The sequence below is a fragment of the Gemmobacter lanyuensis genome, assembly GCF_014652355.1.
GTDB lineage: Bacteria > Pseudomonadota > Alphaproteobacteria > Rhodobacterales > Rhodobacteraceae > Gemmobacter > Gemmobacter lanyuensis.
In genome coordinates this window covers 24,782-51,272 of record NZ_BMYQ01000013.1, presented here as the reverse complement: position 1 = coordinate 51,272, position 26,491 = coordinate 24,782, and the positions used below count along the sequence as shown (strand labels likewise).

24 protein-coding genes are annotated in these 26,491 nt (G+C 65.0%); 10 read left to right on the top strand and 14 right to left on the bottom strand.

What is annotated here, in order from left to right; all coding sequences use genetic code 11:
- Positions 1–82: 82 nt before the first annotated feature.
- The 3 genes from IE101_RS16295 to IE101_RS16285 are packed head-to-tail and all read right to left on the bottom strand — an operon-like array spanning position 83 to position 2,048.
- Positions 83–781 carry a FadR/GntR family transcriptional regulator gene (locus IE101_RS16295; protein ID WP_189634908.1) on the bottom strand — a complete coding sequence of 233 codons (699 nt, stop codon included), beginning with the start codon at positions 779–781 and terminating at the stop codon, positions 83–85.
- 4 nt (positions 782–785) lie between these two features.
- Entirely contained in the window at positions 786–1,550 is a 765-nt protein-coding gene (locus tag IE101_RS16290) for an SDR family NAD(P)-dependent oxidoreductase (RefSeq protein WP_189634907.1), read from the bottom strand.
- A gap of 45 nt (positions 1,551–1,595) precedes the next feature.
- On the bottom strand, positions 1,596–2,048 hold the full coding sequence (locus IE101_RS16285; protein ID WP_189634906.1) for an Lrp/AsnC family transcriptional regulator: 453 nt from the start codon (positions 2,046–2,048) through the stop codon (positions 1,596–1,598).
- 141 nt (positions 2,049–2,189) lie between these two features.
- Between IE101_RS16285 and hppD the strand changes: the two genes are divergently transcribed.
- Positions 2,190–3,287, top strand: a complete 1,098-nt coding sequence (gene hppD / locus IE101_RS16280; RefSeq protein ID WP_189634905.1) for a 4-hydroxyphenylpyruvate dioxygenase — start codon at positions 2,190–2,192, stop codon at positions 3,285–3,287.
- Here hppD and IE101_RS16275 read toward each other — a convergent pair.
- Positions 3,284–3,748, bottom strand: a complete 465-nt coding sequence (locus tag IE101_RS16275) for a MarR family winged helix-turn-helix transcriptional regulator (RefSeq protein WP_229804253.1) — start codon at positions 3,746–3,748, stop codon at positions 3,284–3,286. The two genes, hppD and IE101_RS16275, sit on opposite strands and share 4 nt — an antisense overlap.
- A 49-nt stretch (positions 3,749–3,797) precedes the next feature.
- A complete protein-coding gene (gene maiA, locus IE101_RS16270; protein ID WP_189634904.1) occupies positions 3,798–4,436 on the bottom strand; it encodes a maleylacetoacetate isomerase in 639 nt (212 codons plus the stop codon).
- Between the two features lie 114 nt (positions 4,437–4,550).
- Here maiA and hmgA point away from each other — a divergent pair, with 114 nt between their 5' ends.
- The 6 genes from hmgA to IE101_RS16240 all read left to right on the top strand — a co-directional run bounded on the left by hmgA (position 4,551) and on the right by IE101_RS16240 (position 10,969).
- Entirely contained in the window at positions 4,551–5,906 is a 1,356-nt protein-coding gene (gene hmgA / locus IE101_RS16265) for a homogentisate 1,2-dioxygenase (protein ID WP_189634903.1), read from the top strand.
- 68 nt (positions 5,907–5,974) lie between these two features.
- On the top strand, positions 5,975–7,228 hold the full coding sequence (gene fahA, locus IE101_RS16260) for a fumarylacetoacetase (protein ID WP_189634902.1): 1,254 nt from the start codon (positions 5,975–5,977) through the stop codon (positions 7,226–7,228).
- 10 nt (positions 7,229–7,238) lie between these two features.
- Positions 7,239–8,189 carry an MBL fold metallo-hydrolase gene (locus tag IE101_RS16255; protein ID WP_189634901.1) on the top strand — a complete coding sequence of 317 codons (951 nt, stop codon included), beginning with the start codon at positions 7,239–7,241 and terminating at the stop codon, positions 8,187–8,189.
- A 24-nt stretch (positions 8,190–8,213) separates the two neighbouring features.
- On the top strand, positions 8,214–9,830 hold the full coding sequence (locus tag IE101_RS16250) for an FAD-dependent oxidoreductase (RefSeq protein ID WP_189634900.1): 1,617 nt from the start codon (positions 8,214–8,216) through the stop codon (positions 9,828–9,830).
- A gap of 6 nt (positions 9,831–9,836) precedes the next feature.
- Positions 9,837–10,031, top strand: a complete 195-nt coding sequence (locus IE101_RS16245; RefSeq protein WP_189634899.1) for a DUF2783 domain-containing protein — start codon at positions 9,837–9,839, stop codon at positions 10,029–10,031.
- A gap of 194 nt (positions 10,032–10,225) precedes the next feature.
- On the top strand, positions 10,226–10,969 hold the full coding sequence (locus tag IE101_RS16240; protein WP_189634898.1) for a prephenate dehydrogenase: 744 nt from the start codon (positions 10,226–10,228) through the stop codon (positions 10,967–10,969).
- On the opposite strand, the gene IE101_RS16235 is transcribed toward IE101_RS16240, so the two are convergent.
- Genes IE101_RS16235 through IE101_RS16225 form a run of 3 tightly spaced genes read right to left on the bottom strand, consistent with a single transcriptional unit; the run spans position 10,959 to position 13,968 of the window.
- Positions 10,959–11,813, bottom strand: a complete 855-nt coding sequence (locus tag IE101_RS16235; RefSeq protein ID WP_465253870.1) for an MBL fold metallo-hydrolase — start codon at positions 11,811–11,813, stop codon at positions 10,959–10,961. The two genes, IE101_RS16240 and IE101_RS16235, sit on opposite strands and share 11 nt — an antisense overlap.
- Positions 11,810–13,162, bottom strand: coding sequence for an aminotransferase class III-fold pyridoxal phosphate-dependent enzyme (locus tag IE101_RS16230; protein WP_189634896.1), 1,353 nt, complete (start codon positions 13,160–13,162; stop codon positions 11,810–11,812). Before IE101_RS16230 ends, IE101_RS16235 begins: the two co-directional genes overlap by 4 nt.
- Positions 13,159–13,968 (bottom strand): IclR family transcriptional regulator, encoded by an 810-nt coding sequence (locus tag IE101_RS16225; protein WP_189634895.1) that lies wholly within the window; start codon positions 13,966–13,968, stop codon positions 13,159–13,161. The genes IE101_RS16230 and IE101_RS16225 overlap by 4 nt, the downstream gene beginning before the upstream one ends.
- A 232-nt stretch (positions 13,969–14,200) precedes the next feature.
- Here IE101_RS16225 and IE101_RS16220 point away from each other — a divergent pair, with 232 nt between their 5' ends.
- From IE101_RS16220 to IE101_RS16210, 3 genes are all read left to right on the top strand, one after another.
- Positions 14,201–15,577 (top strand): APC family permease, encoded by a 1,377-nt coding sequence (locus IE101_RS16220; RefSeq protein WP_229804251.1) that lies wholly within the window; start codon positions 14,201–14,203, stop codon positions 15,575–15,577.
- 55 nt (positions 15,578–15,632) lie between these two features.
- Positions 15,633–17,123, top strand: coding sequence for an aldehyde dehydrogenase family protein (locus IE101_RS16215; protein WP_189634893.1), 1,491 nt, complete (start codon positions 15,633–15,635; stop codon positions 17,121–17,123).
- A gap of 62 nt (positions 17,124–17,185) precedes the next feature.
- Positions 17,186–18,439 carry a Tm-1-like ATP-binding domain-containing protein gene (locus IE101_RS16210; protein ID WP_189634892.1) on the top strand — a complete coding sequence of 418 codons (1,254 nt, stop codon included), beginning with the start codon at positions 17,186–17,188 and terminating at the stop codon, positions 18,437–18,439.
- A gap of 62 nt (positions 18,440–18,501) precedes the next feature.
- Here IE101_RS16210 and IE101_RS16205 read toward each other — a convergent pair whose 3' ends face one another.
- From IE101_RS16205 to IE101_RS16180, 6 genes are all read right to left on the bottom strand, one after another.
- Complete coding sequence (locus IE101_RS16205) at positions 18,502–19,914, bottom strand: calcium-binding protein (protein ID WP_189634891.1); 1,413 nt, start codon at positions 19,912–19,914, stop codon at positions 18,502–18,504.
- 165 nt (positions 19,915–20,079) lie between these two features.
- A complete protein-coding gene (locus tag IE101_RS16200) occupies positions 20,080–20,865 on the bottom strand; it encodes a crotonase/enoyl-CoA hydratase family protein (protein WP_189634890.1) in 786 nt (261 codons plus the stop codon).
- Positions 20,862–21,719 carry a hydroxymethylglutaryl-CoA lyase gene (locus tag IE101_RS16195; RefSeq protein WP_189634889.1) on the bottom strand — a complete coding sequence of 286 codons (858 nt, stop codon included), beginning with the start codon at positions 21,717–21,719 and terminating at the stop codon, positions 20,862–20,864. The genes IE101_RS16200 and IE101_RS16195 overlap by 4 nt, the downstream gene beginning before the upstream one ends.
- The gene (locus tag IE101_RS16190; protein ID WP_189634888.1) at positions 21,712–23,709 is read right to left on the bottom strand and encodes an acetyl/propionyl/methylcrotonyl-CoA carboxylase subunit alpha; all 1,998 of its coding nucleotides are present in this window, start codon (positions 23,707–23,709) and stop codon (positions 21,712–21,714) included. The genes IE101_RS16195 and IE101_RS16190 overlap by 8 nt, the downstream gene beginning before the upstream one ends.
- Positions 23,710–23,719: 10 nt before the next feature.
- Complete coding sequence (locus IE101_RS16185; RefSeq protein ID WP_189634887.1) at positions 23,720–25,327, bottom strand: carboxyl transferase domain-containing protein; 1,608 nt, start codon at positions 25,325–25,327, stop codon at positions 23,720–23,722.
- A complete protein-coding gene (locus IE101_RS16180; protein WP_189634886.1) occupies positions 25,324–26,490 on the bottom strand; it encodes an acyl-CoA dehydrogenase family protein in 1,167 nt (388 codons plus the stop codon). Before IE101_RS16180 ends, IE101_RS16185 begins: the two co-directional genes overlap by 4 nt.
- Position 26,491 lies beyond the last annotated feature (1 nt).

The window sequence follows — 26,491 nt, the reverse complement described above, 5'->3', positions numbered from 1 at the left end:
CATTGGTATGGGTTTTATACCATTATAATTCGACGCAGACTGTCAAGCACGCCGTTTGGGGCGCCTCACGTTTTCATCTGCATCAGGCGGCGGAGCGTGTAATTTCGCGAATAGCGCCCCAAAGGCGGGCATTCAGCGCCTCGGCCGATGCTTCCGCCTCGGCAATGTTCTGGCTCTCCATGGCCATGAACAAGCGGTCGAAGATCGCATCCGATGGCGAATCGACCCTGACTTCGCCGCGATAGGGCAAGAACAGGTCTGCCAGACCATCCTCAATCCCCCGCGCCAGAAGCGGGTTGCGCGACGCATCGGCCACGGCAAGCAAGAACAAGGTCTCGGCCTGCTTGCGTTCGGGTCCGGTCGTGGCCTGCCGCATAAGGGTTTGCGCCTCGCGCATCCGCTTCATATCCGCGGGGTTCCGGCGCTCGGCCGCATAGCGTGCTGCTGCGGTCTGCGTGATCGTCAGGAATTCGACCACCCGCATCGCGGCTGCGGGCGCGCGGGAAATTCGCCTGAGTGCAAGCTGGGTCAGCCGATCGGCATCGGACACGAAGGGCCCGCCCTGCGCGCCGCGCTTGACCGAAATGTACTGGCTTTCTTCCAGTACGCGAAGCGCCTCCCGCAGGGTGACGCGACTGATGCCGAAACGGTCCGACAGCTGCCGTTCTGCGGGCAGGCGTTCATCGGGCAGCAGCAATCCGGCATGGATTTGGCGCTTGATCGAATCCACCGCCAGGCCATAGGTGGCGCGCGGTTCCAGCGGGCGCATCCCCCACAGCATCGGCTCACACCGCCGTAAACGTATTGTCGACGAAGATTTCTGCGCCGTTCACAAAGCTCGATGCATCCGATGCGAGGAACAGCGCCACCTCAGCCACCTCCTCCGGCTCGCAAATCCGTCCCTGCATCACATTCACATCGCTTTCAGAGGCGAAGATGCCATAGCTGCGCAGCTGTTCGATCTCATGCTCGCCATGCTGGGTGCGGATAAAGCTGGGGCAGATCAGATTGCAGCGGATGCCTTGGTCCCGGTATTCGACCGCGATGGCCCGCGCCATCTGATGCATCGCCGCCTTGGACGCGCAATAAAGCGCCTCAAGATGCGTTGCCGCCCGCACGCCGGTGGTCGAGGTAAAGACCAGCGTGCCCTTGCCGCGCTCCAGCATCTGCGGCAGCACCAGCCGCGTCATGAGGAAGGCCGACTTTGCATTGTTGTCCATCAGTTCATCCCATTCCGACAGGCTGCAGTCGAGAAAGGGTTTCACGAGAATGATGCCCGCATGGTTGAACAGCACATCGATCCGGCCCAGATGCGCAAGCGCAGCCTGGTAGGCGCGCTCGGCCTCCTCGGGTTTGGAGACATCGGCGCAGATCATGCCCAGGTCATGCCCCTGCGCGGCAAATTCGTCGCGCAGCCGCGCCGCAGCTGCGCCGTCCCGGTCAGCAATAAAGACGCGCGCGCCCTCCTGCACGAAAAGCCATGCGCTGGCGGCACCCACGCCTTTGGCGCCCCCGGTGATCAGAACGGTTCTGGAATCCAAGCGTTTCATGGTTTTATTTCTATACCATTATCGAGCGAAGTCCAAACGGGGATTTCACACCGGCAGACCGGAATCCGCCTTGGGCTGATCCATCACGATCTGGCTTTGCACCCGCGCCACCGCGGGATGGGGCAGAAGGCGGTGATGGATCAGCTGGTTCAGCGCGGGCAGGTCGCTGACCCAGACGCGCAGCAGGTAATCGGCCTCGCCTGTCAGGGTCCAGCAGGCGACGACCTCGGGCAGGGTATGCATCAGGCGTACAAAGTTCGCGGCATTGTCGGCGTTATGGGCCGCCATCTGCACCTGCACAAAGGCCTGCACGGTCAGCCCCAGATGCCGCGGGTCCAGGCGCGCGCGATAGCCTGCGATCACGCCCTCGGCCTCAAGCCGGGCGCGGCGGCGGGCCACCTGACTGGGCGATAGGTTCAGCACCTCGGCCAGTTCTTGCGCGGTGATGTCGGCGCGGCGCTGCAATTCGGCCAAAAGGCGGGTGTCGAGCGAATCCATCCTGCAAAACTTTCGCATCATTGGGGCTTTGGGTGCGAATTTCACGCAACAAACCCACAAAGTCACCTGAATTTTGCGCGCCGTTGCCGAAGGGCAGGTGAGAAAGTTGAATCAGCCACATTCCTTTGGAGGGAGACAAGGATGGGACCGTTCCCGCATGATGCCCCGCGCGCATCCATCACCGAGGCGAACCCCGCCGGGACTGACGGGTTCGAATTCGTGGAATTCGCCCATCCCAACCCGGATGAGGCCCGCGCCCTGTTCACCTCGATGGGGTTCACCCTGACGGCCCGGCACAAGACCAAGGCGGTCGAGCTGTGGCAGCAGGGCGACATCACCTATATCCTGACAGATGAACCCGGCAGCCACGCCCGCCGCTTTGTCGAGGAACATGGCCCCTGTGCGCCCGCGATGGGTTGGCGTGTGGTCGATGCCCGACATGCCTTTGACCATGCCGTCCGCAACGGGGCCACGCCCTATACCGGCGCGGACAAGACGCTTGACTGGCCTGCAATCGTCGGCATTGGCGGGTCGCTGATATATTTCACGGATCGCTACGGCGCGGGGATCAACCCCTATGCCGCCGATTTCGACTTTGTCGCCGCGCCCAAACCCGCAGGCGTGGGGTTCCATTACCTCGACCATCTGACCCACAATGTCTTCAAGGGCAATATGGATACGTGGTTCGACTTCTACAGCCGACTCTTCAACTTCCGCCAGATCCGCTTCTTTGACATCGAGGGCAAATATACCGGGCTTTACAGCCGCGCGCTGACCTCGCCCTGCGGGCGCATCCGCATCCCGATCAATGAGGATCGGGGGGAAACCGGGCAGATCGTCGAATATCTGAAGCGCTACAAAGGCGAGGGCATCCAGCATATCGCCGTCGGCTGCGACGATATCTATGGCTGCACCGAGGCCATTGCCGCGCGTGGTCTGCGCTTCATGCCGAAACCCCCGATGGCCTATTACGAGATGTCGAAAACCCGCGTCACCGGCCACGATGAACCGCTGGAGGCATTGGCCCGCCATGGCATCCTGATCGATGGCGAAGGCGTGGTTGATGGCGGTGAGACGCGCATCCTGCTGCAAATCTTCTCTAAAACCGTGATCGGCCCGATCTTCTTCGAATTCATCCAGCGCAAGGGCGATGATGGTTTCGGCGAAGGGAATTTCCGCGCGCTGTTCGAAAGCATCGAACAGGACCAGATCGACCGCGGGGTTCTGAAAGCCTCTTAATCCTCGGGGGGGCCAAGTTCCCCTTCGGCAATGATGCGGCGCAGCAGGTCATCCAGTTGCGCCGCGATCTCGGGGCCGATCTGCGCACGCAGTGCCTGATCATAGGCGATGGCGCGTTGGCCCAGATCGGCAAAAATCACGCGGCCCTGATCGGTCAGCGCAAGGATTTCGGCGCGGCGGTCCTGTGGGCTGGGGCTGCGGGTCAGCAGACCCTCGGCCTCAAGCGCGGACACCGCGCGGCTAACCTTTGTCTTTTCGATATGGCTGATGGTGCAGATGTCGCGTGCGGTCATCGACCCGAACTTGCCCAGATTGGCCAGCACCCGCCATTGCGTGCGCGTCATGCCGTAGCTGGCCTTGTAGGTGGCATGGAACGACCGCGAGGTCGCCTCGGCCGCCTGATTGAGCAGATAGGGCAGGAAGCGTTCAAGGTCGAAATCTGTCGTGTCGGGCATGTCCATCGGGCGGTCCTTGGCGTTGCCCAGACCCTGCCATAGCAGGACGCGGCTGTCACGAGGCAGGTTTGACCCGATCGGGATGGGCGGCGGCGAAGGCGGGCAGGGCTTCGGCCCGCGCGGCAATGGTGGCAAGGCGGGGGAACGCATCCAGCGCCACGCCCCAACGGCGGGCGTTATAGACCTGCGGTACAAGACAGATATCGGCCAGGCCCGGCGCTGTGCCATGGCAGAAGGGCAGGTCCGGCCCCTGGGACAGCAGCCCTTCAACCCCTTCAAGGCCCAGGGTGATGAAATGGGTCATCCAGCCTTCCATCGTGGCGTTGCCCCCCAGCGCCACCGCATGGCGCGCGACGCGCAGGTTGCAGACGGGCTGGATTTCCATCGCAATGGCATGGGCCAGCGCGCGGGCGCGGGCGCGGTCTGCAGGGTTTGCTGGCAGGAAGCCCGCATCCCGTGTCTCGTTCAGGTATTCCAGAATGGAAAGCGACTGGGTGAGCCGGAGCCCGTCGATTTCAAGCACCGGGACTAGGCCCTGCGGATTGGCTGCCAGATGATCCGCCCCGCGCTGATCGCCCGCGACCAGATCGACCGGGCGCGCAACATATTCCAATCCAAGCAGATTGAGCGCGATGCGGATACGATAGGCCGAGGATGAGCGCCAGTAATCATGAAGCGTGGTGGTCGCGGTCATCGGGTGGTCTTTCCAAAAGGGGCGGGGCGGATTCAGGTTTATCTTGACTTAGTTGCGAGTGCAACTATTAATGCGACTCAAGCGTCGGCAAGAGGACCAGCGCAGGAGGACCCCATGACCAGCCAAACCCTTCCCGCCGGCATGATCCGTGCGGTCAGCACCATCGGGCCGCATGAGGGCTATATGCCCGGCTTTGGCAATGATTTCGAAACCGAGGCCCTGCCGGGCGCGCTGCCGCAGGGGCAGAACAGCCCGCAGAAATGCGCCTATGGCCTTTATGCTGAACAGCTGTCGGGGTCGGCCTTCACCAAACCGCATCCGGAGCGGACCTGGTGCTACCGCATCCGCCCGAGCGTCAAGCACACGACCCGGTTTGAAAAGATCGACGTGCCGCTGTGGAAATCGGCGCCGCATATCCTGCCGGATGTGATCAGCCTCGGGCAGTATCGCTGGGACCCGATCCCCCATGCAGCCGAGGATCTGACGTGGATCACGGGGATGCGGACCGTCACCACGGCGGGGGATGTGAACACCCAGACGGGCATGGCCTCGCATATCTATCTGGTCACGAAATCGATGGAGGACGAGTATTTCTACTCGGCCGATGGCGAGGTGCTGGTGGTGCCCCAAGAGGGGCGGCTGCGCTTTTGCACCGAGCTGGGGATCATCGATCTGGAGCCGAAAGAGATTGCCATCCTGCCGCGCGGGCTTGTTTATCGGGTCGAGGTGCTGGAAGGCCCGGCGCGGGGCTTTGTCTGCGAAAATTACGGCGTGCCCTTCACCCTGCCGCATCGCGGCCCGATTGGCGCGAATTGCATGGCCAACCCGCGCGATTTCAAGACGCCCGTTGCGGCCTTTGAGGATCGCGAGGTGCCGTCCTCGGTGGTGATGAAATGGTGCGGGCAGTTCCATCGCACGCGGATCGGGCACAGCCCGCTGGATGTGGTGGCCTGGCATGGCAATTACGCGCCCTGGAAATATGATCTGCGGACCTATTCGCCGGTGGGGGCGATCCTGTTTGATCACCCGGACCCTTCGATCTTTACCGTGCTGACGGCGCCCAGCGGGCTTGAGGGCACGGCGAATATCGATTTCGTGCTGTTCCGCGAACGCTGGCTGGTGGCAGAAAACTCGTTCCGCCCGCCATGGTACCACAAGAATGTCATGTCCGAGCTGATGGGCAATATCTATGGGATCTATGATGCCAAGCCCAAGGGCTTTGTCCCCGGCGGCATGAGCCTGCACAATTGCATGTTGCCGCATGGGCCGGACCGCAACGCCTTTGAGGGCGCGTCCAATGGCGAGCTGAAGCCCGAGAAGCTGGATGAGACCATGAGCTTCATGTTCGAAACCCGTTTCCCGCAGCATCTGACGGAATGGGCGGCGCAGGCGGCCCCCCTGCAGGATGATTATATCGAGTGCTGGGACAGTCTGGACAAGAAGTTCGACGGAACGCCCGGTGTGAAGTGACGGCAGCGGGGGTTTCACACCCCCGTACCCCCGTGGGATATTTTCAGACAGAAAATGAAGGAAGCCAGATGGGCTTGATCCGGTCTTGGGTGGAAACGGCGAATGGGGCGGCCTGTCCGTTTCCGTTGAACAACCTGCCGTGCGGGGTCTTTTCGCAGGGGGAGGACGAGCCGCGCTGCGGGATGGCGATTGGCGATTTCGTATTGGATGTGGCGGGGTTGGAGGAAGCCGGGCTGCTGGTGCTGCCGGGCGGGCCTTTGCTGGATGTACCATTCTGGAACGAGGTGATGGCGGCAGGGCCCGAGGTCTGGGCGGCGCTGCGGGCGCGGGTGACGGCGCTGCTGGTGGAAGGTGCGGCGGAGCGTGCGGCGGTGGAGCCTTATCTGGTGCCGCTGACCGAGGTGGCCCTGCATCTGCCGTTTCTGGTGAGCGAGTATACCGATTTCTATGCCGGGCGGCATCACGCCTTCAACGTGGGGACCATGTTCCGGGGGGCCGAGAATGCCCTGCCGCCGAACTGGTTGCATATTCCCATCGGCTATAATGGCCGGGCGTCTTCGGTCGTCGTCTCGGGGACCGAGGTGCGCCGCCCCTGGGGGCAGGTGAAGGGGCCGGATCATGCGGTGCCAGCATTCCAGCCGTCGCGCCGGTTCGACATTGAGCTGGAGATGGGGGCGGTGGTCGGTGTGCCTTCGGAAGGGCCGGTGACGGTGGCCGAGGCCGATGCGATGATCTTTGGCTATGTGCTGCTGAACGATTGGTCGGCGCGCGACATCCAGGCTTGGGAGTATCAGCCGCTGGGGCCGTTTCAGGCCAAGGCCACGGCGACGACGATCAGCCCCTGGATCGTGATGAAGGCGGCGCTGGAGCCGTTCCGCACCGCGACGCCTGCGCGCGAGGTGCCGCTTCTGCCGCATTTGCAGGAGCCGGGGCCGATGCTTTACGACATCGCGCTGGAGGTTGCCCTGACCCCCGAGGGGGGCGAGGAGACGGTGCTGTCGCGCACGAACTATGCCGAGATGTATTACTCGGCGGCGCAGCAGCTTGCGCATCACACGACAAGCGGTTGTCCGATGAACACGGGCGATCTGTTGGGATCGGGCACTATCTCTGGTCCGACGAAAGAGAGCCGCGGCAGTCTGCTGGAGCTGAGCTGGGGCGGCAAGGAGCCCATCGCCATCGCGGGCGGCACGCGCAGCTTCATCGAGGACAATGACACCCTGACCCTGCGCGGCGCCTGCCGCGGGGCGGGCTATACCATCGGGTTTGGTGATTGCACGGGGAAGGTGATCCCCGCGCTGGCCGACCCCTACGCACGATAAGGACCGGGACATGGCCAAGGCTTTTGCATCGCAGGGTGATCTGGGCGAGAAGAAGATCAGCTTCACCCAAATCGGCGAGGGGCTTTATGCCTTTACCGCCGAGGGGGATCCGAATTCCGGTGTCATCATCGGGGATGACAGCGTGATGGTGGTTGAGGCGCAGGCGACGCCACGGCTGGCGCAGAAAGTGATCGATTGCATCCGCAGCGTCACCGACAAGCCGATCAGCCATGTGGTGCTGACGCATTACCATGCCGTGCGTGTGCTGGGGGCCAGTGCCTTTGGTGCGGGTCAGGTGATCATGTCGGAAGCTGCCCGCAATATGGTGGCCGAGCGGGGACAGGAAGATTGGGACAGCGAATTCCAGCGCTTCCCCCGGCTGTTTCAGGGGCATGAGAGCATCCCCGGCCTGACCTGGCCTACCACGACCTTCAACGGCAAGATGACGGTCTGGCTGGGCAAGCGGCGGGTCGATATCCTGCAGCTGGGCCGCGCGCATACCGCTGGCGATGCGGTGATCCATGTGCCGGACCAGAATGTCATGTTCACCGGCGATATCGTCGAGGCCCATTCCGCCTGCTATTGCGGCGACGGCCATTTCGCCGACTGGGGCGCCACGCTGGAGGCGATCCGGGCCTATGACCTTGATGCCGTCGCGCCGGGGCGGGGGGACGCTGTCGTGGGGCGGGCCGCGGTGAATGCCGCGCTGGACCGCACCAAGGATTTTGTGGAAAGCACCTACAAGCCCGTGGCCCGGATCGTGGCGCGCGGCGGGTCGCTGAAAGAGGCCTGGGATGCCGTCCGGGCCGAATGTGACCCCAAATTCAAGGACTACGCCATCTACGAACATTGCCTGCCCTTCAATGTGGCCCGTGCCTTTGACGAGGCGCGCGGTATCCACCACCCCCGCATCTGGACCGCGCAGCGCGATCTCGACATGTGGGCGGCGCTGCAGGGCTGAGCGTCAGCGATCAGGGAGGATCCGATGAAACACGATGTTCCGGAACGCTATGCGCTGGCGTTCCGCCTTTACCCCTATGCCAAATCGCCCGATCAGGACGCAGCCCGGCCGGTGCGCCACAAGGCTGTCGTGGTGGGGGGCGGTCCCGTGGGCCTTGCCACCGCGCTCGACCTTGGCAGGCGCGGCGTTCCGGTCGTGCTGCTGGATGATCACGAAGGGGCCGGGCTGGGGAGCCGCGCGCTCTGCTTTGCCAAGCGGACGCTGGAGATCTGCGACCGGTTGGGTGCGGCGGGTCCGATGCTGGGAAAGGGCGTGCAGTGGAACCTGGGCAAGGTCTTTCACGATAACCGGCTGCTGTATGAATTCAACCTGCTGCCGGAGGGGGGCCATGCGATGCCCGCCTTCATCAACCTGCAACAGCCCTGGTTCGAGAAATATCTGCATGACGCCATCCTTGCCGCACAGGCCGAGGGCGCGCCGATCGAGCTGCGCGGCAAGAACCGCGTCGATGGGGTGATCCCCGGCGAGGATCATGCCACGCTGGAGGTGATGACGCCCGATGGTCCTTACCGGCTTGAGGCAGATTGGCTGATCGCCTGTGATGGGGCGCGCAGTCCGCTCAGGAACATGCTGGGGCTGGGCTTCGATGGCCGGGTGTTCGAGGACAACTTCCTGATCGCCGATGTGAAGATGAAGGCCGATTTCCCGACGGAACGCTGGTTCTGGTTCGAGCCGCATTTCAAATCGGGGGATTCGGCGCTGCTCCACAAGCAGCCCGACGATATCTGGCGCATCGATTTCCAGCTGGGCTGGAACATCGACCGCGCGAAAGAGCTTGAGCCTGCGCGCATCCGCGCCCGCGTCGATGCCATGCTGGGGCCGGATGTGGACTATGAGCTGGACTGGTGTTCCATCTACACCTTCCAATGCCGCCGGATGGAACGGTTCCGCCATGGTCGGGTGTTGTTCGCAGGAGATGCCGCGCATCAGGTTTCACCCTTCGGCGCGCGGGGGGCGAATTCGGGGGTGCAGGACGTTGACAACCTGTGCTGGAAGCTGGCGCTGGTCGTGGCGGGGCTTGCGCCGGACAGTTTGCTCGATACCTATGACAGCGAACGGGTCTATGGCGCGGATGAGAACATCCTGAATTCCACCCGCGCGACGGATTTCATCACGCCGAAAACGCCCGTGTCCAAGCTGTTCCGCAACGCGGTGCTTGAACTGGCGGAAACGGTGCCCTTTGCCCGCACGGTGGTGAATTCGGGGCGGCTGTCGATGCCCTGCACCTATGACGGATCGGTGCTGAACGGGGCGGACCATCCCGACATGCCTGCGCGCAGCCGGCCGGGGTCGCCCTGCCCGGATGCACCACTCGCAACGGGGTGGCTGCTGGAACAGTTGGGGCGGGGGTTCGTGCTGCTTGCCATCGGGGCCGAGGCGCCCGAGAGGCTCGAGGCCGACGGTCTGACCGTTCCCTGCCTGCAGCTTGACCCGACCGAGGCGCTTGCGGCTCGCTATCTCGGCGGGGTGCCGGCGGCGATCTATCTGATCCGCCCGGATCAGCATGTGGCCGCCCGTTGGGACAGCTATGAGGAACAAGCCGTGGCCGCGGCCCTTGCCCGTGCCATGGGAAAGGAGTGACCCCCCATGCTGATCACCACCCCCAATCTGGCAAAGCCCGACGAAACCTATGCCCGGCTGATTGCCACCCATGATGGGCTGTCCGAGGGCGAAAGCCATGCGCTGAACGCGCGGCTTGTGCTGATCCTGATGAACCATATCGGGGATGACATGGTGCTGGCCGAGGCGCTGCGCCTTGCGCGTGATCCGGGCGCGGTCTGATGGCCGCGCTTGACCTCGCCGCCCGGTCTGCTATCGCCTTGCCCATGTCATGCTTCAACCGCCCGCTTGAAAGCTATTATCCGCTGCAGTGATGCGGCGGATGACCCTTTGTGTTCAACCGCTGCCAAGGCTGGCGGTCGAACGACAAGACGGTTTCGCATCTCTGGCCCTTGGTCCCATTTGATGGATCAGAGATGTCCCCGACCCCTGCGAAACTTGCCCTGATCGGCTTTGGTGCCTTTGGCCAGCTGATCGCCGCCCATCTGCCGCCGCATCTGCGGGTGCATGTGATTGACCCGGATCCCGCGGCCCAGTCGGCGGCGCTTGCCCGTGGCCTTTGTCCCGCCGGGATCGAGGTTGTGGGCGACTGTGACTGGGTGCTGCTGGCCGTGCCTTTGGGCGCCCTGCGCCCGGTGCTGCACCAGATTGCGCCGCTGCTCCGTCCCGGCGCGGTGGTGATGGACGTCGTCTCTGTGAAGGAGGAACCCGCGCGCCTGATGCAGGATGTGTTGCCTGAGCATGTCGAGCTGCTGGCGACCCATCCACTTTTCGGGCCACAAAGCGCCCGCACGAGGCTGGCGGGGGCAAAAGTCGCGCTTTGCCCCCTGCGTGGGCGGCGTTGGCGCGCGGTGGCGGTGGTTCTGCGCCGGGCGGGGCTGCGCGTTCTGCGGATGACGCCGCAAGACCATGACCGTGAGGCCGCGGTGGGGCAGGCCATCGTTCATTACCTTGCCCGCGCGATGGAGGAGTTTGCCATCCCCCGCGCCGTCACCACGCGCAGCTTTGACCAGCTGGTTGCCGCGCTTGCCCTCGTGCGCAATGACCCGCCCGAGGTGGCTGCGGCCGTGTTGCAGGGCAATCTTCATGCGCCAGCGGTGGGGCGCCGCCTTGCGGCGGCGATTGCAGCGCAGGCCCGGGGCGACGCACCTACAGCGTGATCCGCAGCCCGTCGGTCCCGATATGCAGCTGCCCGTCCCAATAGGGGGCGAGACATTCGGCCCAAACAGCCGGGCCAAAGGCCGGATCGTCCGAGGGGATCAGATGGTTCAGCGCCAGCGCCCGCACCCCGGCGGCCCGCGCCACCGCCGCCGCATCCTGCGCGAGCGTATGCCCGCGCAGCCAATGCGCCATCAACCGCCCGTCGCCATTGCCGATCCGCGCCAGCAGCGGTGCCAGACCTTCGGCCAGCATAGCCTCATGCACCAGAAGGTCGGCACCCTGTGCAAACTCTGCCAGTTCGGGGTTATGAGCGGTATCGCCGGAAAAGACGACGGTCTTGCCCGCGCCCTCAAACCGCAGGGCGAAGGTTTCGGTCAGCGGCGGGTGGAGGGACTGGCCTGCGGTCAGCGCAAGCGGCCCAATCTCGACCCGTCCGCCCACGGCGAGGGGCAGGATTTCGACCAGCGCGGCCAGATCGGGGCGCCCCTCTTCATGGATGCGATAGGCCAGATCATCGGCCATCGACTCCAGAAACCCCTGCCAATAGCGGCGAAGGCCGGTCGGCCCCCAGACCCGGACAGGCATCTTCAGCCCGGCAGTCCAGGCAGTGTGGATCAGCGGCCCCAGCTCCAGATAGTGGTCTGAATGCAGATGGGTGATCACGATGGCCGACAGACCCTTCAGCGCAAAGCCCTGATCCGCCAGCCCCCGCGTCACGCCAAGGCCGCAGTCGATGACGACGCTCTGCCCCGCCAGCGTCAGAAGCGAGGCGGTGGGCATGGGCGATCCTTTCCGAATCGCCGGCCCGCCCTTGGTGCCTAGAAGTGCGACAAAATCCGTCAAAGCGCTGCAAAGCCCGCGTCGAGTGCCGAGAGGATCGTCTCAGCATCTGCCTGTGTCAGCACGAGCGGCGGCGACAAGATGATGTTCGGCCCCGAAACCCGCACCATCGCCCCTGCGGCATAGGCTGCGGCCTGCACCTGACCGGGCTGCGCCTTGGGCGGGGCGGATTTGGCATCGCGATCGGCCACCAGTTCAATCGCCAGCATCAGGCCATGCCCGCCGCGCACATCACCGATGGCGGAGTATTTGTCTTTCAGACGGTTGATTCCCACCCACAGCTGGGCGCCCCGTGCGGCAGCATTTTCGACCACGTTCAGCCGCTTGGTCTCTGCCAGACAGGCCAGCGCGGCGGCGGCGCCGACGGGGTGACCGGAATAGGTGTAACCGTGGCCAATGGCGGCGCGGCCCGTGTCGTCGCCTTCAAAGACCTCGGCCACGCTTTCGGCGATCATCACGGCGCCGAAGGGGAAATAGCCGTTGGTGATGGCCTTGGCGGTGCAGGTGAAATCAGGCTTCACGCCCCAGAGGCGGCTGCCGGTCCAGGCGCCGGTGCGGCCAAAGGCGGTGATCACCTCATCGGCAATCAGAAGGATGCCGTTCTTGCGGCAGATCGCCTCGACCCCCGGCATGAAAGAGGGATGCGGCGTGATCACGCCACCCGCGCCAAGGATCGGCTCCATGATGAAGGCCGCGATGGTGCCTGCACCCTGAAACGCGATCTCATCCTCCAGCGCCTGCAGGCACAGCTGCGCCAGCCGCGCGGGGTCGGTTTCGTTGAAAGGGTTGCGATAGTCATAGGGTGCGGGGATGTGGTGGCAGCCCGGCAGCAGCGGTTCATAGGCACTGCGGAAATTCGCGTTCCCGTTGACCGAGGCCCCGCCGATATGCGTGCCGTGATAACCTTTCTTGAGCGAGAGGAACTTCACCCGCCCGGACTCGCCCCGGATCTTGTGGTATTGCCGCGCCAGACGCAGAGCCGTTTCCACCGAATCCGACCCGCCCGAGGTGAAGAAGGCCCGCGTCAGACCATCGGGGGCAAAAAAGGCGCGCAGCTCCTCGGCCAGCTCGATCACCTTGTCGTTCGAAGTGCCGCGGAAGATCGAATAATAGGGCAGGGCCTCCAGCTGGGCGGCAATCGCCTCTTTCACCGGCTGGCAGGAATAGCCGAGGTTGACGTTCCACAGCCCCCCCACGCCATCGACCACCTCATGCCCGTCGATGTCGCGGATGCGGGTGCCGGAGGCCCCGGTGATGATGGTCGGCGCATTCGTCAGGCTGTCCGACGGGGCGGTCATCGGATGCCAGAGGCTGCGCGCGTTGTTCGCCTTGAGGAAATTCTCGTCTTTCATCCCTGCACCTTCTCAGTCGGTTGTTCGGTGATGCGCCAAAGCGCGGAAAGTTCGGGGGGGATCTGCCCCCCCCAGAGCGCCATGATCGCCCGCGCAGCGGCGATGAGCTGGCGCGGAATGGTCTGTTCAGCGGCTTCGGTCAGGCGCGGTCCGGCGACGGCCACGGCCAGTGCGCCCTGCACCTGCCCCTGCGCGTCGAAAAGCGGCACGGCAAAGCTGCTCACATCCGCCTCGAATGTATTGGCGGTGCTGGCCCAGCCGGTCGCGCGGGCGCGGGCGATGCGGTCGGCCAGATCCGAGGCCGTGATCTGCACCAGACCGGCAGGCGCGGGCAGCGGTCCGGCAAGGATTTGTGCCACGGTATCGGCGGGCAGCCATCCCATCACGGCATGGCCCGAAGAGGTGGAATGGAAGGGCAGGCGGTCGGCGTCTTCCATCATCACCCGCATGCCATGGGCGGCCGGATAGGCATAGGACAGCGTCACCAGCTGCCCCGCCACAAGATGCGACATATGCGCGGTTTCTCCTGTGGCGACGGCCAGCGCCTGCAACAGCGGCAGCGCGGCCTCGCGCGTCGGGACGGTGGCCTCCCGCAGGGCAGCAAGGCGCAGCACCGCAGGGCCGATTCGATATTCCTTGCTGCCGGCCACCTGCTCGACCAGCCCGTGCTCCATGAGTTCGGACATCAGGCGATAGCAGGTCGCCTTGTTCGCACCCGACAGCCGCGCAAGGTCAGAAAGCCCGATCTGCGGGCGCGAGATCGTGAAATAATCCAGTAAAGTCAGCGCTTTGGATGTCGTTCCCATGGGCGTCTCTTCCCCCGTCCAAAAGGTGTTGGCGCGGTTCATGTATTTTTGTTGACAGAAGTTGCCCCCTCCTGTCAATCTAAAATCAAACCATCGGTTCAAATAATAAACCAACGGGAAGGGGAAGGCAATGTCCGTTACAGACACGCCGACAAAAACTCAGGGGGGCGTAGCCGCTTCCGGTCTTGAGGCAAACCAACTGCGCTCTAATGCGTTGGGGGCGGCCTCCATCATGTTCCTTGTCATCTCGGCGGCAGCGCCGCTGACGGCGGTGGCGGGCGGGGTGCCGCTGGCGATGCTGCTGGGCAATGGCGCCGGTGTTGCCGGGGCGGTGGGCCTTGTTACGCTGATCCTGCTGCTTTTCGCGGTCGGTTATGTCGCCATGTCGCGCCACGTCCGCAATGCGGGCGCCTTCTACGCCTTCGCCGCCCAGGGGCTGGGGGGCCATTTCGGGGGCGCGGCGGCCATGGTGGCGATCCTGTCCTACAACTGCATGCAGATCGGGATTCTGGGTCTGCTCGGCGCGGCCTCGGCGGGCACTTTCGGGGCGATGGGCCTTTCGCTCCCGTGGTGGGTCTGGTCCTATATCTTCATCGCGCTGACGGCGGTGCTGGGCTACCGTCAGGTGGATCTGTCGGCCAAAATCCTCGTGGTGCTGGTGGCGCTGGAATATCTGATCGTGCTGGTTATCGATCTGGCCATCCTGGGTGCGGGGGGTGACAGCGGCACGCTGTCCATGGCGCCCTTTGCGCCGTCGCAGGTTCTGTCGGGCGTGCCGTCCATCGCCATTCTCTTCTGCTTTGCCTTCTTCATCGGCTTTGAATCGACGACGATCTACTCCGAAGAAGCGCGCGACCCCAAACGTTCGATCCCGGTGGCGACCTATGGGTCGGTGCTGCTGATCGGGGTGTTCTACATGTTCACCGCCTGGCTGATGGCCAATGGCGCGGGCGAGGACAAGCTGGTGCCGACGCTGGCCGGTCTGGCCGACCCGACAACCTTCCTCTTTGATCTTGCGGGGCGTTATGTGGGCGGGCCGGTACCGACGATCATGGGGCTTTTGTTCATCACCTCGCTCTTTGCGGCGGTGCTGGCCTTTCACAACGGGGTGGCGCGCTACAAATATGTGGCAGGGCGCGAGGGGCTTTTGCCTGACCGTCTGGGCCAGACCCATGCCGAATTCCGCAGCCCGCATGTGGGGTCGGTCATTCAGACCATCATCGCAAGTCTGGTGATTGCGCTTTTCGCCTGGCAGGGGTTGGATCCTGTGCTGAATCTGTTCACCTGGCTGACGCAGCTGGGCACGTTGGGGGTGCTGGGGCTAATGGGCCTCGTGTCCTTCGCGGTGATCGGGTTCTTCCGCAAGAAAGGGGATCTGGGCGAAAGCCTGCTTGCCACCAAGATCCTCCCGCTGGTGACCGGGGTCATCCTGCTGGGCTTGTTCATCGTGATCTTCAAGCAGTTCGGCGCCATGACCGGGGCCGAGGGCTGGTTGGGCATCGCTTTGCCGTCACTGGTGATCGTCGCGGCGGCGGTGGGGATGATCCTTGCCTGGAACCTGCGAAACCGCGACCAGGTCCGCTTCGGCGCCCTGGGCCGCCACCGCTGAGCCACCTTCGGGGGGCGGCAACGCCCCCCCTTTCTGACCTGAAAGGACGCAAGACATGGCCCCCCCCACCCAGAGCGAAATCGACAGCCTCGCGCAGCGCGCCCTTCCCGAAGGCCGCCTGCTGATCGACGGCACATGGGTTGAGGGGCAGGATGCCCCGACCCCCGTCCAGTCGCCCATCGACGGGCAGGTGCTGACGCAGACGGCCGCCGCCAGTGCCGCCGATGTGGCCCGGGCCGTGGCCAGCGCCCGCCGTGCCTTTGACGATGGCCGCTGGTCGCGCCGTGCCCCCGCTGATCGCAAGAAGGTGATGCACCGGCTTGCTGATCTGATCGAGGCACATGCGCTCGAACTCGCCGTGCTGGGGGTGCGCGACAATGGCACCGATATCTCGATGGCGCTGAAGGCCGAACCGGGCAGCGCCGCCGCGACCTTCCGCTATTATGCCGAGGCGATCGACAAGGTTTATGGCGAAATCGCCCCCACCGCCGACAGCGTTCTGGGCCTTGTGCACCGTGAGGCGGTGGGCGTGGTCGCGGCCATTGTGCCGTGGAACTTTCCGCTGATGATCGGCGCCTGGAAAATCGCGCCCGCGCTGGCGATGGGCAATTCGGTGGTGCTGAAACCGGCCGAGACGGCCTCGCTCTCGCTTCTCCGGCTGGCCGAGCTGGCACTTGAGGCCGGTCTGCCGCCGGGCGTCTTCAACGTGGTCACCGGCCCCGGCCGCATTACGGGCGAGGCGCTGGCCCTGTCGATGGATGTGGATGTGCTGGTCTTTACCGGATCGGGCGCCACGGGCCGCCGGCTGATGCAGTATAGCGCGCAGTCGAACCTGAAGCGCGTCTACCTCGAACTCGGGGGGAAATCGCCCCATATCGTCTTCGCCGATGCCCCCGATCTGGCGCAGGCGGCCAAGGCGGCGGCAACCGGCATTTTCCGCAACGCGGGGCAGGTCTGTGTGGCCGGGTCGCGCCTGCTGGTCGAGGATGCGATCCATGATGATTTCCTGGCCGAGGTCGCGCGGATCAGCGCCGCGATGCCGCTGGGCAACCCACTGAACCTTGCCACCCAGATCGGGGCGATCAATTCACTGCAACAGCTGCGCGGCAATCTGGGCTTTGTCGCCGATGCCCTTGAACAGGGCGGCAAGCTGGTTCTGGGCGGCAAACAGGCGCTGGAAGACACGGGCGGCTGGTATATGGAGCCGACGATCATCGCTGATGTCGCTGCCGACCACCGCCTGTTCCGGGATGAGGTCTTCGGCCCGGTTCTGGCCGTCACCCGCTTTGCCGATGAGGCCGAGGCCCTGCGCCTTGCCAATGCCAGCGACTATGGCCTCGCCTCGGGCGTCTGGACGGGCAATCTGAGCCGCGCGCATCGCATGGTGCGCGGCCTGCGCGCCGGGGTGGTGCATGTGAACACCTATGGCGGTTCGGATGGTACGGTGCCTCTGGGCGGGGTCAAGCAATCCGGAAACGGACATGACAAATCGCTGCATGCGCTGGAAAAATACACCGATCTGAAAACTGCCTGGATCCAACTTTGAAGACAATCGGGATGCAGGACAGGCCCGCCAGAAGGCCCGCGCATCCGAAAGGGGAGATTTCCATGGGACACCGCATCCTTGTTGCCGGAACCTGGGACACGAAGAACGACGAACTGGGCTATATGCGCGATGTGATCCGCGCGCAGGGCGGCGAGGTGGTCGCCATGGATGTATCCGTCTTGGGCGATCCGGCCTTTCCGGTCGACATCAGCAAGCATGATGTCGCGGCGGCGGCCGGGTCATCCATCGCGGCGGCCATCGCGGCCGAGGATGAAAACACGGCCATGCAGATCATGGCGACCGGCGCCGCCCGTCTGGCCGCGCGCCTGCAGGCCGAAGGCCGGATTGATGCCGCCATCGTGCTGGGCGGCACCATGGGTACGGATCTTGCGCTGGATCTGGTCTCGGCCCTGCCGCTGGGCGTGCCGAAATACATCGTCTCGACCGTCAGCTTTTCCCCGATGATCCCGCCCGAACGCATTCCGGCGGATGTGCAGATGATCCTCTGGGCCGGGGGGCTTTATGGGCTGAATTCGATCTGCAAGGCCTCGCTCAGCCAGGCGGCGGGGGCGGTGCTGGGTGCAGCCCGCGCGGTTGAGCCGCCGCAGCGTGACCGCCCGCTGATCGGCATGACCAGTTTCGGCAAGACCGTGCTGCGCTATATGGTGCATCTGAAACCCGCGCTTGAGGCGCGGGGGTTCGAGGTCGCAGTCTTTCATGCCACCGGCATGGGTGGGCGGGCCTTCGAAAACCTGGCCGCGGCGGGCGCGTTTGCCGCCGTGCTGGATTTTGCGCCACAAGAGGTGGGCAACCATCTGTTCGGGTCCGCCATCAGCGCGGGGCCGGACAGGATGATGGCAGCCGGGCAGGCGGGGGTGCCGCAGATCGTGTCGATCGGCTGCCATGACCTTGTGGATCTGGTGGGTTGGCATCCCGTGCCCGAACAGTTCCGCGACAGCCCCTTTCACGCGCATAACCGGATCCTGTCATCTGTGGTGCTGGATGGCGATCAGCGCCGGGCGGTGGCGCGGGCGATCAGCACGCGGCTTGGCCGGGCCAAGGGGCCGGTGACGCTTCTGGTTCCGTCGGAGGGCGCGCATGAATGGGACCGCCCCGGTGGCCCCCTGCAGAACAAGGCCGGGCTTGAGGCCTTTCTGGCCGAGTTGCGCGGCGCCTGCCCGTCAAACGTGCGGCTGATCGAGCTCGGCTGCCATATCAACGATGCGGCCTTTTCCGATGCGGCGCTGGCCATTGTCGATGGCTGGATCGCCGCAGGCGTGCTGCCCGGCGCGGCGCAGGCTATGCGCGCGGGCTGAACAATGACAGGCCCCGATCCGGCACCGCTTTCGCGGGCCGGGTCGGGACCGCCCGACAGACGTCAGACGAAGACGAAGTCCGACGCCCCGATGGCGGTATGGGCCACGTCTTCCACGATGATCGTCACATTGGAAAAGGTGATCCGCACATTCTCGCCCGCGTCGACCACGCTGATGCCGGCAAAGCTCGCGGCGCCCGAGGTGATCTCGAACCGGTCAACCCCATTCTGGAAATCGCGCACCACATCGGTGCCGTCGCCCTGACCAAAGATGAAACGGTCCGCATTGGCCCCGCCGGTCAGCGTATCGGCCCCGCGCCCGCCCATCAGGCGGTCGGAACCGTCACCCCCAAACAGCCGGTCTGCCCCGGCCCCCGCGATCAGCGAATTGTTCGCGGCATTTCCCACGATCAGGTCATCGCCCTGACCTGTGGTGACATGCTCGATCCCGATCAGCGTATCGGTTCCCTGGCCCACCGCAGTTCCCGCGTTCAGCCGCACCGTCATGGCCTGGGATGGGCCGGTCTCGAACTCGGCCCGGTCTGCCCCGAGACCACCGTTCATGGTGTCATTTCCGGCCCCGCCATTCAGCAGGTCATTTTCACTGCCACCCACCAGCCGGTCAGCACCCGCTCCGCCATAAAGCCGGTCCGCCCCCGTTTCCCCCAACAGGGTGTCATTGCCATCATCGCCATAAAGCGCATCGCCAAGCGCGCGGCCTTCGGCGCGGTCATTGCCAGCCAGACCAAACCAGACATTGCGCCCGCCGTTGCCGATATAGCGGTTTGGCCCTTCATCCCCGAACCCCGAGGGCGTGCCGTTTTCAAGCAGGAATTGCCAGACCCCGGTCACGCCCAGATTGCCTGACGAACCCTCCAGATTGAGCATGGCTGCCTGACTGCCCGAGGACGGAAGCTCGAAGTAAAGCCCGCCGAGCGAGAACCCCGCCCGTGCCACGGTGCCGCCCAGACCGCCCGTGCCACCCGAGGCATCGCCTGTCGTCCAGTTGATCGCCGAATAGCGGAAGATGATCTCGATGTTCCCGGCGCCGCGGTCGCGCAGTTCCAGCTGGAAGGTATCGAGCCGGTCGATGTGGTTGCTGAAATACCCGACGCGGTTCCAGGTGAAAACGATACTGTCCCGGACATCCTTGAAGTCCCAGAAGACACCGTCGTTCACGTTCGGCACATCGTTACGCGTGTCCACATCGGCCCAGAACGGGGCGATGATGTTCAGCCCCGTGCTGCCCCCGATCACCCCGGGCGTGTAGGACGACAGGCCGTTGCCGAAGGTGATATTGCCGTTGTTGTTGAGATAGAGCGAGGTAAACGTCTGTTCGCCGATGGTGATCCCGTCCTCGAAGATCGACGTGATGTCGATCGCAGGATAGGAATAGCCATCATCATTCCGCGGCAGGACGTTCGTGCCGAAGGGCAGAAGGGCGTTGCCGGTCACGGGGGTGTATGTCAGGGCCACGATGCATCCTTTCATCTATCTCATTAATGACATTAGATCAGTTAACATATCATATTCTGATATTTGACGAGCAGTGCATGATTCAGATCAATGCCTGTGGCAGCGCAGGCCGGATTGCATGCACGGGTAGGACAATCTGCAGCCTTGGGCCTTGGGTCAGCCGGCCTATCCGCCCCAGGGCGGCGGGCGTTTGTCGAGAAAGGCCGTGATGCCTTGCCGAGCCTCTTCGCCCTCCCAGATTTCGGCCAATCGGGTGATGCTGTCCTCGATCACCGCCGCATCGATCCGGGGGCCAAGCACGCGGGTCAGTGCCTTGGCTGCAGCAACCGCCCCCGGCGCGGTGGCAAGATAAGGCGCGACCTCGGCCGTGACGGCGGTATCCAGTGCCGCTTCCTCGACCACGTGGGCGACAAGGCCCAGACCTTCGGCCTCATCCGCCGCAAAGACCCGGCCTGACATGAACACCCGCCGCGCCCGGCCTTCGCCCATGCGGGCCAGCACATAGGGGCCGATCGTTGCCGGGATGATCCCGAGCCGCGTTTCGGAAAAGCAGAATTTCGTCCCCCGCGCGGCAATGGTCATATCGCAGACGCAGGCCAGCCCGACGCCCCCGCCAAAGGCCCCGCCGTGCAGCCGCCCGATCAGCGGCACGGGCAGGGTGTTCAGCGCCTGCAGCATCTCGGCAAGCTTGCGCGCCTCGGCCATGCGTTGCGCGCGGTCCGCCGTCAACTGCGCCCGCATCCAGGCCAGATCGCCCCCGGCACAGAAGACCGGCCCCGCACCCTGCAGCACGACGACGCGCGTCTCGCGTTCTTGTCCGACGGTGCGGGCGAAAGCGGTCAGATCGGCGATCATCTGCGGCGAAAGGACATTGCGCCTTTCGGGGGTATTGAGCGTCAGCGTCACCACCCCCCGGGCATCGCGCTGCAGCTGCAGGGTCTGAAAGGTCATGTCGCCCTCCTCAGGCTTTGGGCAAAAGTGGCGGCGCGGGTCAGGGCGGTGGTGTCGATCCCGGTGCCAAAGCCCTTGCGGTGCAGCAGATCCACCACCGCCTCGGTCGCCACATTGCCGCGGGCGCCGGGGGCATAGGGGCACCCGCCAAGGCCGCCTGCGGCGCTGTCGAAAACCCGCAAGCCATAGGTCAACGCAAGGGCGATGTTGTCCAGGGCGCGGCCGGCGGTATCATGGAAATGCCCGGCCAGATCGCAGGCCGGAACGCGGTGCAAGACGGCCTCAAGCACGGCGGCCACGGTGTCGGGGCGGGCGGTTCCCAGCGTGTCGCCCAGGCTGATCTGGCGGCAGCCCAGGTTCCGCAGCGCCCCCGCCACCGCGGCCACGGCCTCGGGCGCGATGGGGCCGTCATAGGGACAGTCCGTCACGCAAGAGACATAGCCCCGCACCGGCACCCCTGCCGCCTGCGCGGCCGCCAAAACCGGGGCAAACCGCGCAAGGCTTTCCGCGATGGAGCAGTTGATGTTGCGCTGCGAAAACCCTTCGGAGGCCGAGGCGAAGACCGCGACCTCGCCCACCCCGGCCGCGAGGGCGCGCTCCAACCCCTGCAGGTTCGGCGTCAGCGCGGCATAGATGACGCCAGGCCTGCGCCGGATGCCCGCCAGCACCTCTGCCGCATCGGCCATCTGCGGCACCCATTTCGCGCTGACGAAGCTTGTGACCTCAATATGCGAAAAGCCGCAGTCCGACAGCAGATCGACCAGTCGGATCTTGGCCGCGGTGTCGATGGGGCGACTTTCGTTCTGCAGCCCGTCGCGCGGGGCCATTTCGTAGATCGTGACATGGTCAGCCATCCTTGGCCCCCAGTTCCACCAATATCGTGCCGTCAGTCACCTGATCGCCCTCGGCCACCAGCACCTCGGCGACGATGCCGTCGCGCGGCGCGGTCAGGACATGTTCCATCTTCATCGCCTCAAGCACCAGAAGGGCCGTGCCCTTGGTGACTTTGGCGCCCGCCTGGGTTTGCACGGCCAGCACGCGCCCCGGCATAGGGGCTAGCACGGCATGGCCGCCGTCCGGGTCATGCGCCGCCACATCCAGCGGATCGACCGGGGTGAAATCATGGTCCTGGCCCTGCAGGAACAGGCTGATCCGACCCGCACCCTGCACCAGTTGCCCGGTGGCCTGATGCCCTTCCACGGCATAGCGCAACGTCCCGGCCCGATGGTCCAGCACGGCGATCTGCAGATCAAGGCCCGGCCCGGTCACATGGAACTGCCGGGCCCCCAAGGGCACCACCCGCAGGGCCAGCGGCCCGCCCGCGTGATCCAGCGTCACATGCGCCGCCCCCGTGCCCCAGCTGCGCCAACCGCTGCGCTGATCCCAGGGGTCCGCCGTCGCAGGCGGATCGATCAGGTCCAGCGCGGCCAAGGCCGCCAGCGCAAGGGCCTCGGGCGGAAGGGTGCGGGGGGCGGTCAGTGCGGCCAGATCGCGGGCAATCAGCCCCGTATCCACTGCGCCTGCTGCAAAGCCTTCGTGGCGGGTCAAGGCCGCAAGAAAGGCGACATTTGTCGTGCAACCCGCAATCTGGCAGGCCTCAAGCGCGGTCGAAAGCTGCCGCAGCGCCGCGGCACGATCCGGGCCATGGGCGATGACCTTGGCGATCATCGGGTCATACCAAGGCGAAATCTCATCCCCCTGCCGCACGCCCGCATCGATCCGCAGCGGACCGCGGTTGAATGCGGTCGCCACAGGCAGACCCAGATGCCGCAGCCGCCCCGTGGCGGGCAGAAAGCCGCGGCCCACGTCCTCGGCATAGATCCGCGCCTCGACCGCGTGGCCGGTGATGGCCAGATCCTCTTGCCGGAAGAGCAGGGGATCGCCTGCGGCGATCCGCAGTTGCAGCTCTACGAAGTCCAGCCCGGTGATCGCCTCGGAGACCGGATGTTCCACCTGCAGGCGGGTGTTCATTTCCATGAACCAGAAACCATCAGGGCGGGGGGCGCCATCCACGATGAATTCCACCGTCCCGGCGCCCTGATAGCCGATGGCGCGCGCGGCCTCGACCGCCGCTTGGCCCATTGCGGCGCGCACCTCGGGTGGCATGCCGGGGGCGGGGGCTTCTTCGATCACCTTCTGATGGCGGCGCTGCAGGCTGCAATCGCGCTCAAACAGATGCACCACATTGCCCTGCGCATCGCCAAAAACCTGAATTTCGATGTGGCGGGGCCGGGTGATGTATTTCTCGACCAGACAGGCGGGATCGCCAAAGGCGGCCTGCGCCTCGCGCGCAGCACCTTCAAGGGCTGCGGCGAATTCGGCCGGGTCATCGACCCGCCGCATGCCCTTGCCGCCGCCCCCCGCCCGCGCCTTGATCAGCACGGGATAGCCGATCTCGGCCGCGCGGGCGGCCAGAAACGCCGGGTCCTGATTGGCGCCATGATAGCCCGGCACCACCGGCACCCCGGCACGTTCCATCAGCGCCTTGGCGGCATCCTTGAGGCCCATCGCCCGGATGGCCGCTGCGGGCGGGCCGATAAACAACAGCCCCGCCGCCTGCACAGCTTCAACAAACTCGGGGTTTTCCGACAGAAACCCGTAGCCGGGATGGATCGCCTCTGCCCCCGTCTGCAAGGCCGCCGCGATGATGCGGTCCCCCCGCAGGTAGCTGTCTGCGGGGGGGGACGGGCCGATCAGCACGGCCTCATCCGCCAGCGCCACATGCAGGGCGCCGGCATCGGCCTCGGAATGCACCGCCACGGTGGCAATGCCCATCCGCCGCGCGGTGGTGATGACACGGGCGGCAATCTCGCCCCGGTTCGCAATCAGGATCTTGGTGAACATGGCGCGGACCTCACATGCGGAACAGGCCGAAGCGGGTTTCGGCGATGGGCGCATTCAGCGTGGCCGAAAGCGACAGTGCCAGCACCGCCCGCGTCTGGCGCGGGTCGATGATGCCATCATCCCAAAGCCGCGCCGAAGCATGAAGCGGATGCGACTGCCGATCAAACATCTCAATCGTCGGGCGCTTGAATTCGGCCTCTTCCTCGGCGGACCAGCTCCCGCCACCGCGTTCGATCCCCTCGCGCCGGACGGTGGCCAGAACCCCTGCCGCCTGTTCGCCCCCCATCACCGCAATGCGCGCATTGGGCCAGGTCCAGAGAAAGCGCGGCCCATAGGCCCGCCCGCACATGCCGTAATTCCCGGCGCCGAAAGACCCGCCCACGATCAGCGTGATCTTCGGCACCTGTGTCGTGGCCACGGCGGTGACAAACTTGGCCCCGTCCTTGGCAATGCCGCGGTTTTCCGCCGTCCGCCCCACCATGAAGCCCGAGATATTCTGCAGGAACACCAAAGGGATGCCGCGCTGGGAACAAAGCTCCACGAAATGCGCGGCCTTCAGCGCGCTTTCGGAAAAGATCACGCCATTATTGCCGATGATCCCCACAGGCATTCCCATCACATGGGCAAAGCCGCAGACGATGGTGGTGCCGTAGCGCGGTTTGAATTCGTCAAGGCGCGATCCGTCGACGATGCGGGCGATGACCTCGCGGATGTCATAAGGGGTCTTGAGGCCGGGGGGCACGATGCCCATGACCTCGGACGGGTCATAGGCCGGGTCTTCTGGGGACTGGAGGGCAAGGCCGGGGCGTTTCTGGCGATTGAGGCTTGCCACCGCCTGACGCGCCAGCGCCAGCGCGTGACTGTCATCCTGCGCCAGCTGGTCCGCCACGCCAGACAGGCGCGTATGCACATCGCCCCCGCCCAGATCCTCGGCCGAGACGACCTCGCCCGTAGCGGCGCGCACCAGCGGCGGACCGGCCAGAAAGATTGTACCCTGACCCTTCACGATGATCGTCACATCCGACATGGCGGGCACATAGGCCCCGCCCGCCGTGCAAGACCCCATGACCACCGCAATCTGCGCGATGCCCTGCGCCGACATATTCGCCTGATTGAAGAAGATGCGGCCGAAATGGTCGCGGTCGGGAAAGACCTCATCCTGATTGGGCAGATTGGCCCCGCCGCTATCCACCAGATAGATGCAGGGCAGGCGGTTTTCGGCAGCAATCTCTTGCGCGCGCAGATGTTTCTTCACCGTCATGGGGAAATAGGTGCCGCCCTTCACGGTGGCATCATTGCTCAGGATCATCACCTCTTGCCCCGCAACCCGGCCCACCCCGGCGATCAACCCGGCCGAGGGGCAGGCGCCTTCATACATGCCATGGGCTGCAAAAAGGCCAACCTCAAGGAAGGGTGATCCGGGGTCGAGCAGGCGGTCGATGCGGTCCCGCGGCAAAAGCTTGCCGCGGGCCTGATGGCGCGCACGCGCGGCCTCGCCCCCACCGGCCAGCGCCATAACGGCGGCGGCCTGCACCTCTGCAAAGGCAGCGGTATTGGCGGCAAGATTGCTGCGGAACGCCTCGCTCCGCGGCGAGATCTGGGAACGGATCACGGTCATGCGCCCATCGCCCCCATCAGTTCGCGCCCGATCAGCATCCGGCGGATTTCGCTGGTGCCGGCGCCGATCTCCATCAGCTTGGCATCGCGGAACAGGCGGGCGACGGGACTGTCATTCATGAAGCCCGCCCCCCCCATCGCCTGCACCGACTGATGGGCGACGACCATCGCCTCTTCCGAGGCGTAAAGCACGCAGGCCGCCGCATCGGCGCGGGTGACGCGGCCCCGGTCGCAGGCGCGCGCGACCTCATAGACATAGGCGCGGGCCGAATTCAGCTTGGTGTAGATATCGGCGATCTTGCCCTGCATCAGCTGAAACTGCCCGATGCTTTGGCCAAATTGCTTGCGGCTGACCATATAGGGCATGATCTCATCCAGACAGGCGGCCATGATGCCGGTGCCGATGCCCGACAGCACCACCCGTTCATAATCCAGCCCCGACATCAGCACACGCACCCCGCGCCCTTCGGCCCCCAGCACGTTTTCTGCGGGCACTTCGACATTGTCGAAGATCAGCTCGGCCGTGTTCGACCCGCGCATCCCCAGCTTGTCGAAATGGGCCGAGGTGCTGAACCCCTTCATCGTCTTTTCCACGATGAAGGCGGTGATCCCGCGCGATCCGGCCTGCGGATCGGTCTTGGCGTAAACCACCAGCACATCGGCATCGGGGCCATTGGTGATCCAGTATTTCGTGCCGTTCAGCACATAGGCATCGCCCCGCCGGTCGGCGCGCAGCGTCATGGACACCACATCCGACCCGGCCCCCGCCTCGGACATGGCCAGCGCGCCGACCTGGGTGCCTGCGATCAGCCCCGGCAGATAGCGGCGGCGCTGGTTGGCGGTGCCATTCAGCTTGATCTGATTGACGCAGAGGTTGGAATGCGCCCCATAGCTCAGCGCGACCGAGGCCGATGCGCGGGCGATTTCCTCGACCGCGATCACATGCGCCAGATAGCCCATGCCAGCGCCGCCCTCCTCCTCGGGGACGGTGATGCCCAAAAGGCCAAGCGCCCCCATCTCTGGCCAGAGCGCGGCGGGAAACAGGTTCGCCCGGTCCAGCGCCGCTGCCAGCGGTTTGACGCGGTCCTGCGCCCAGCGATGGACCGTGTCGCGCAGCGCATTGACCTCATCCCCCAGATCGAAGGTCATGGAATGCAGAAACATG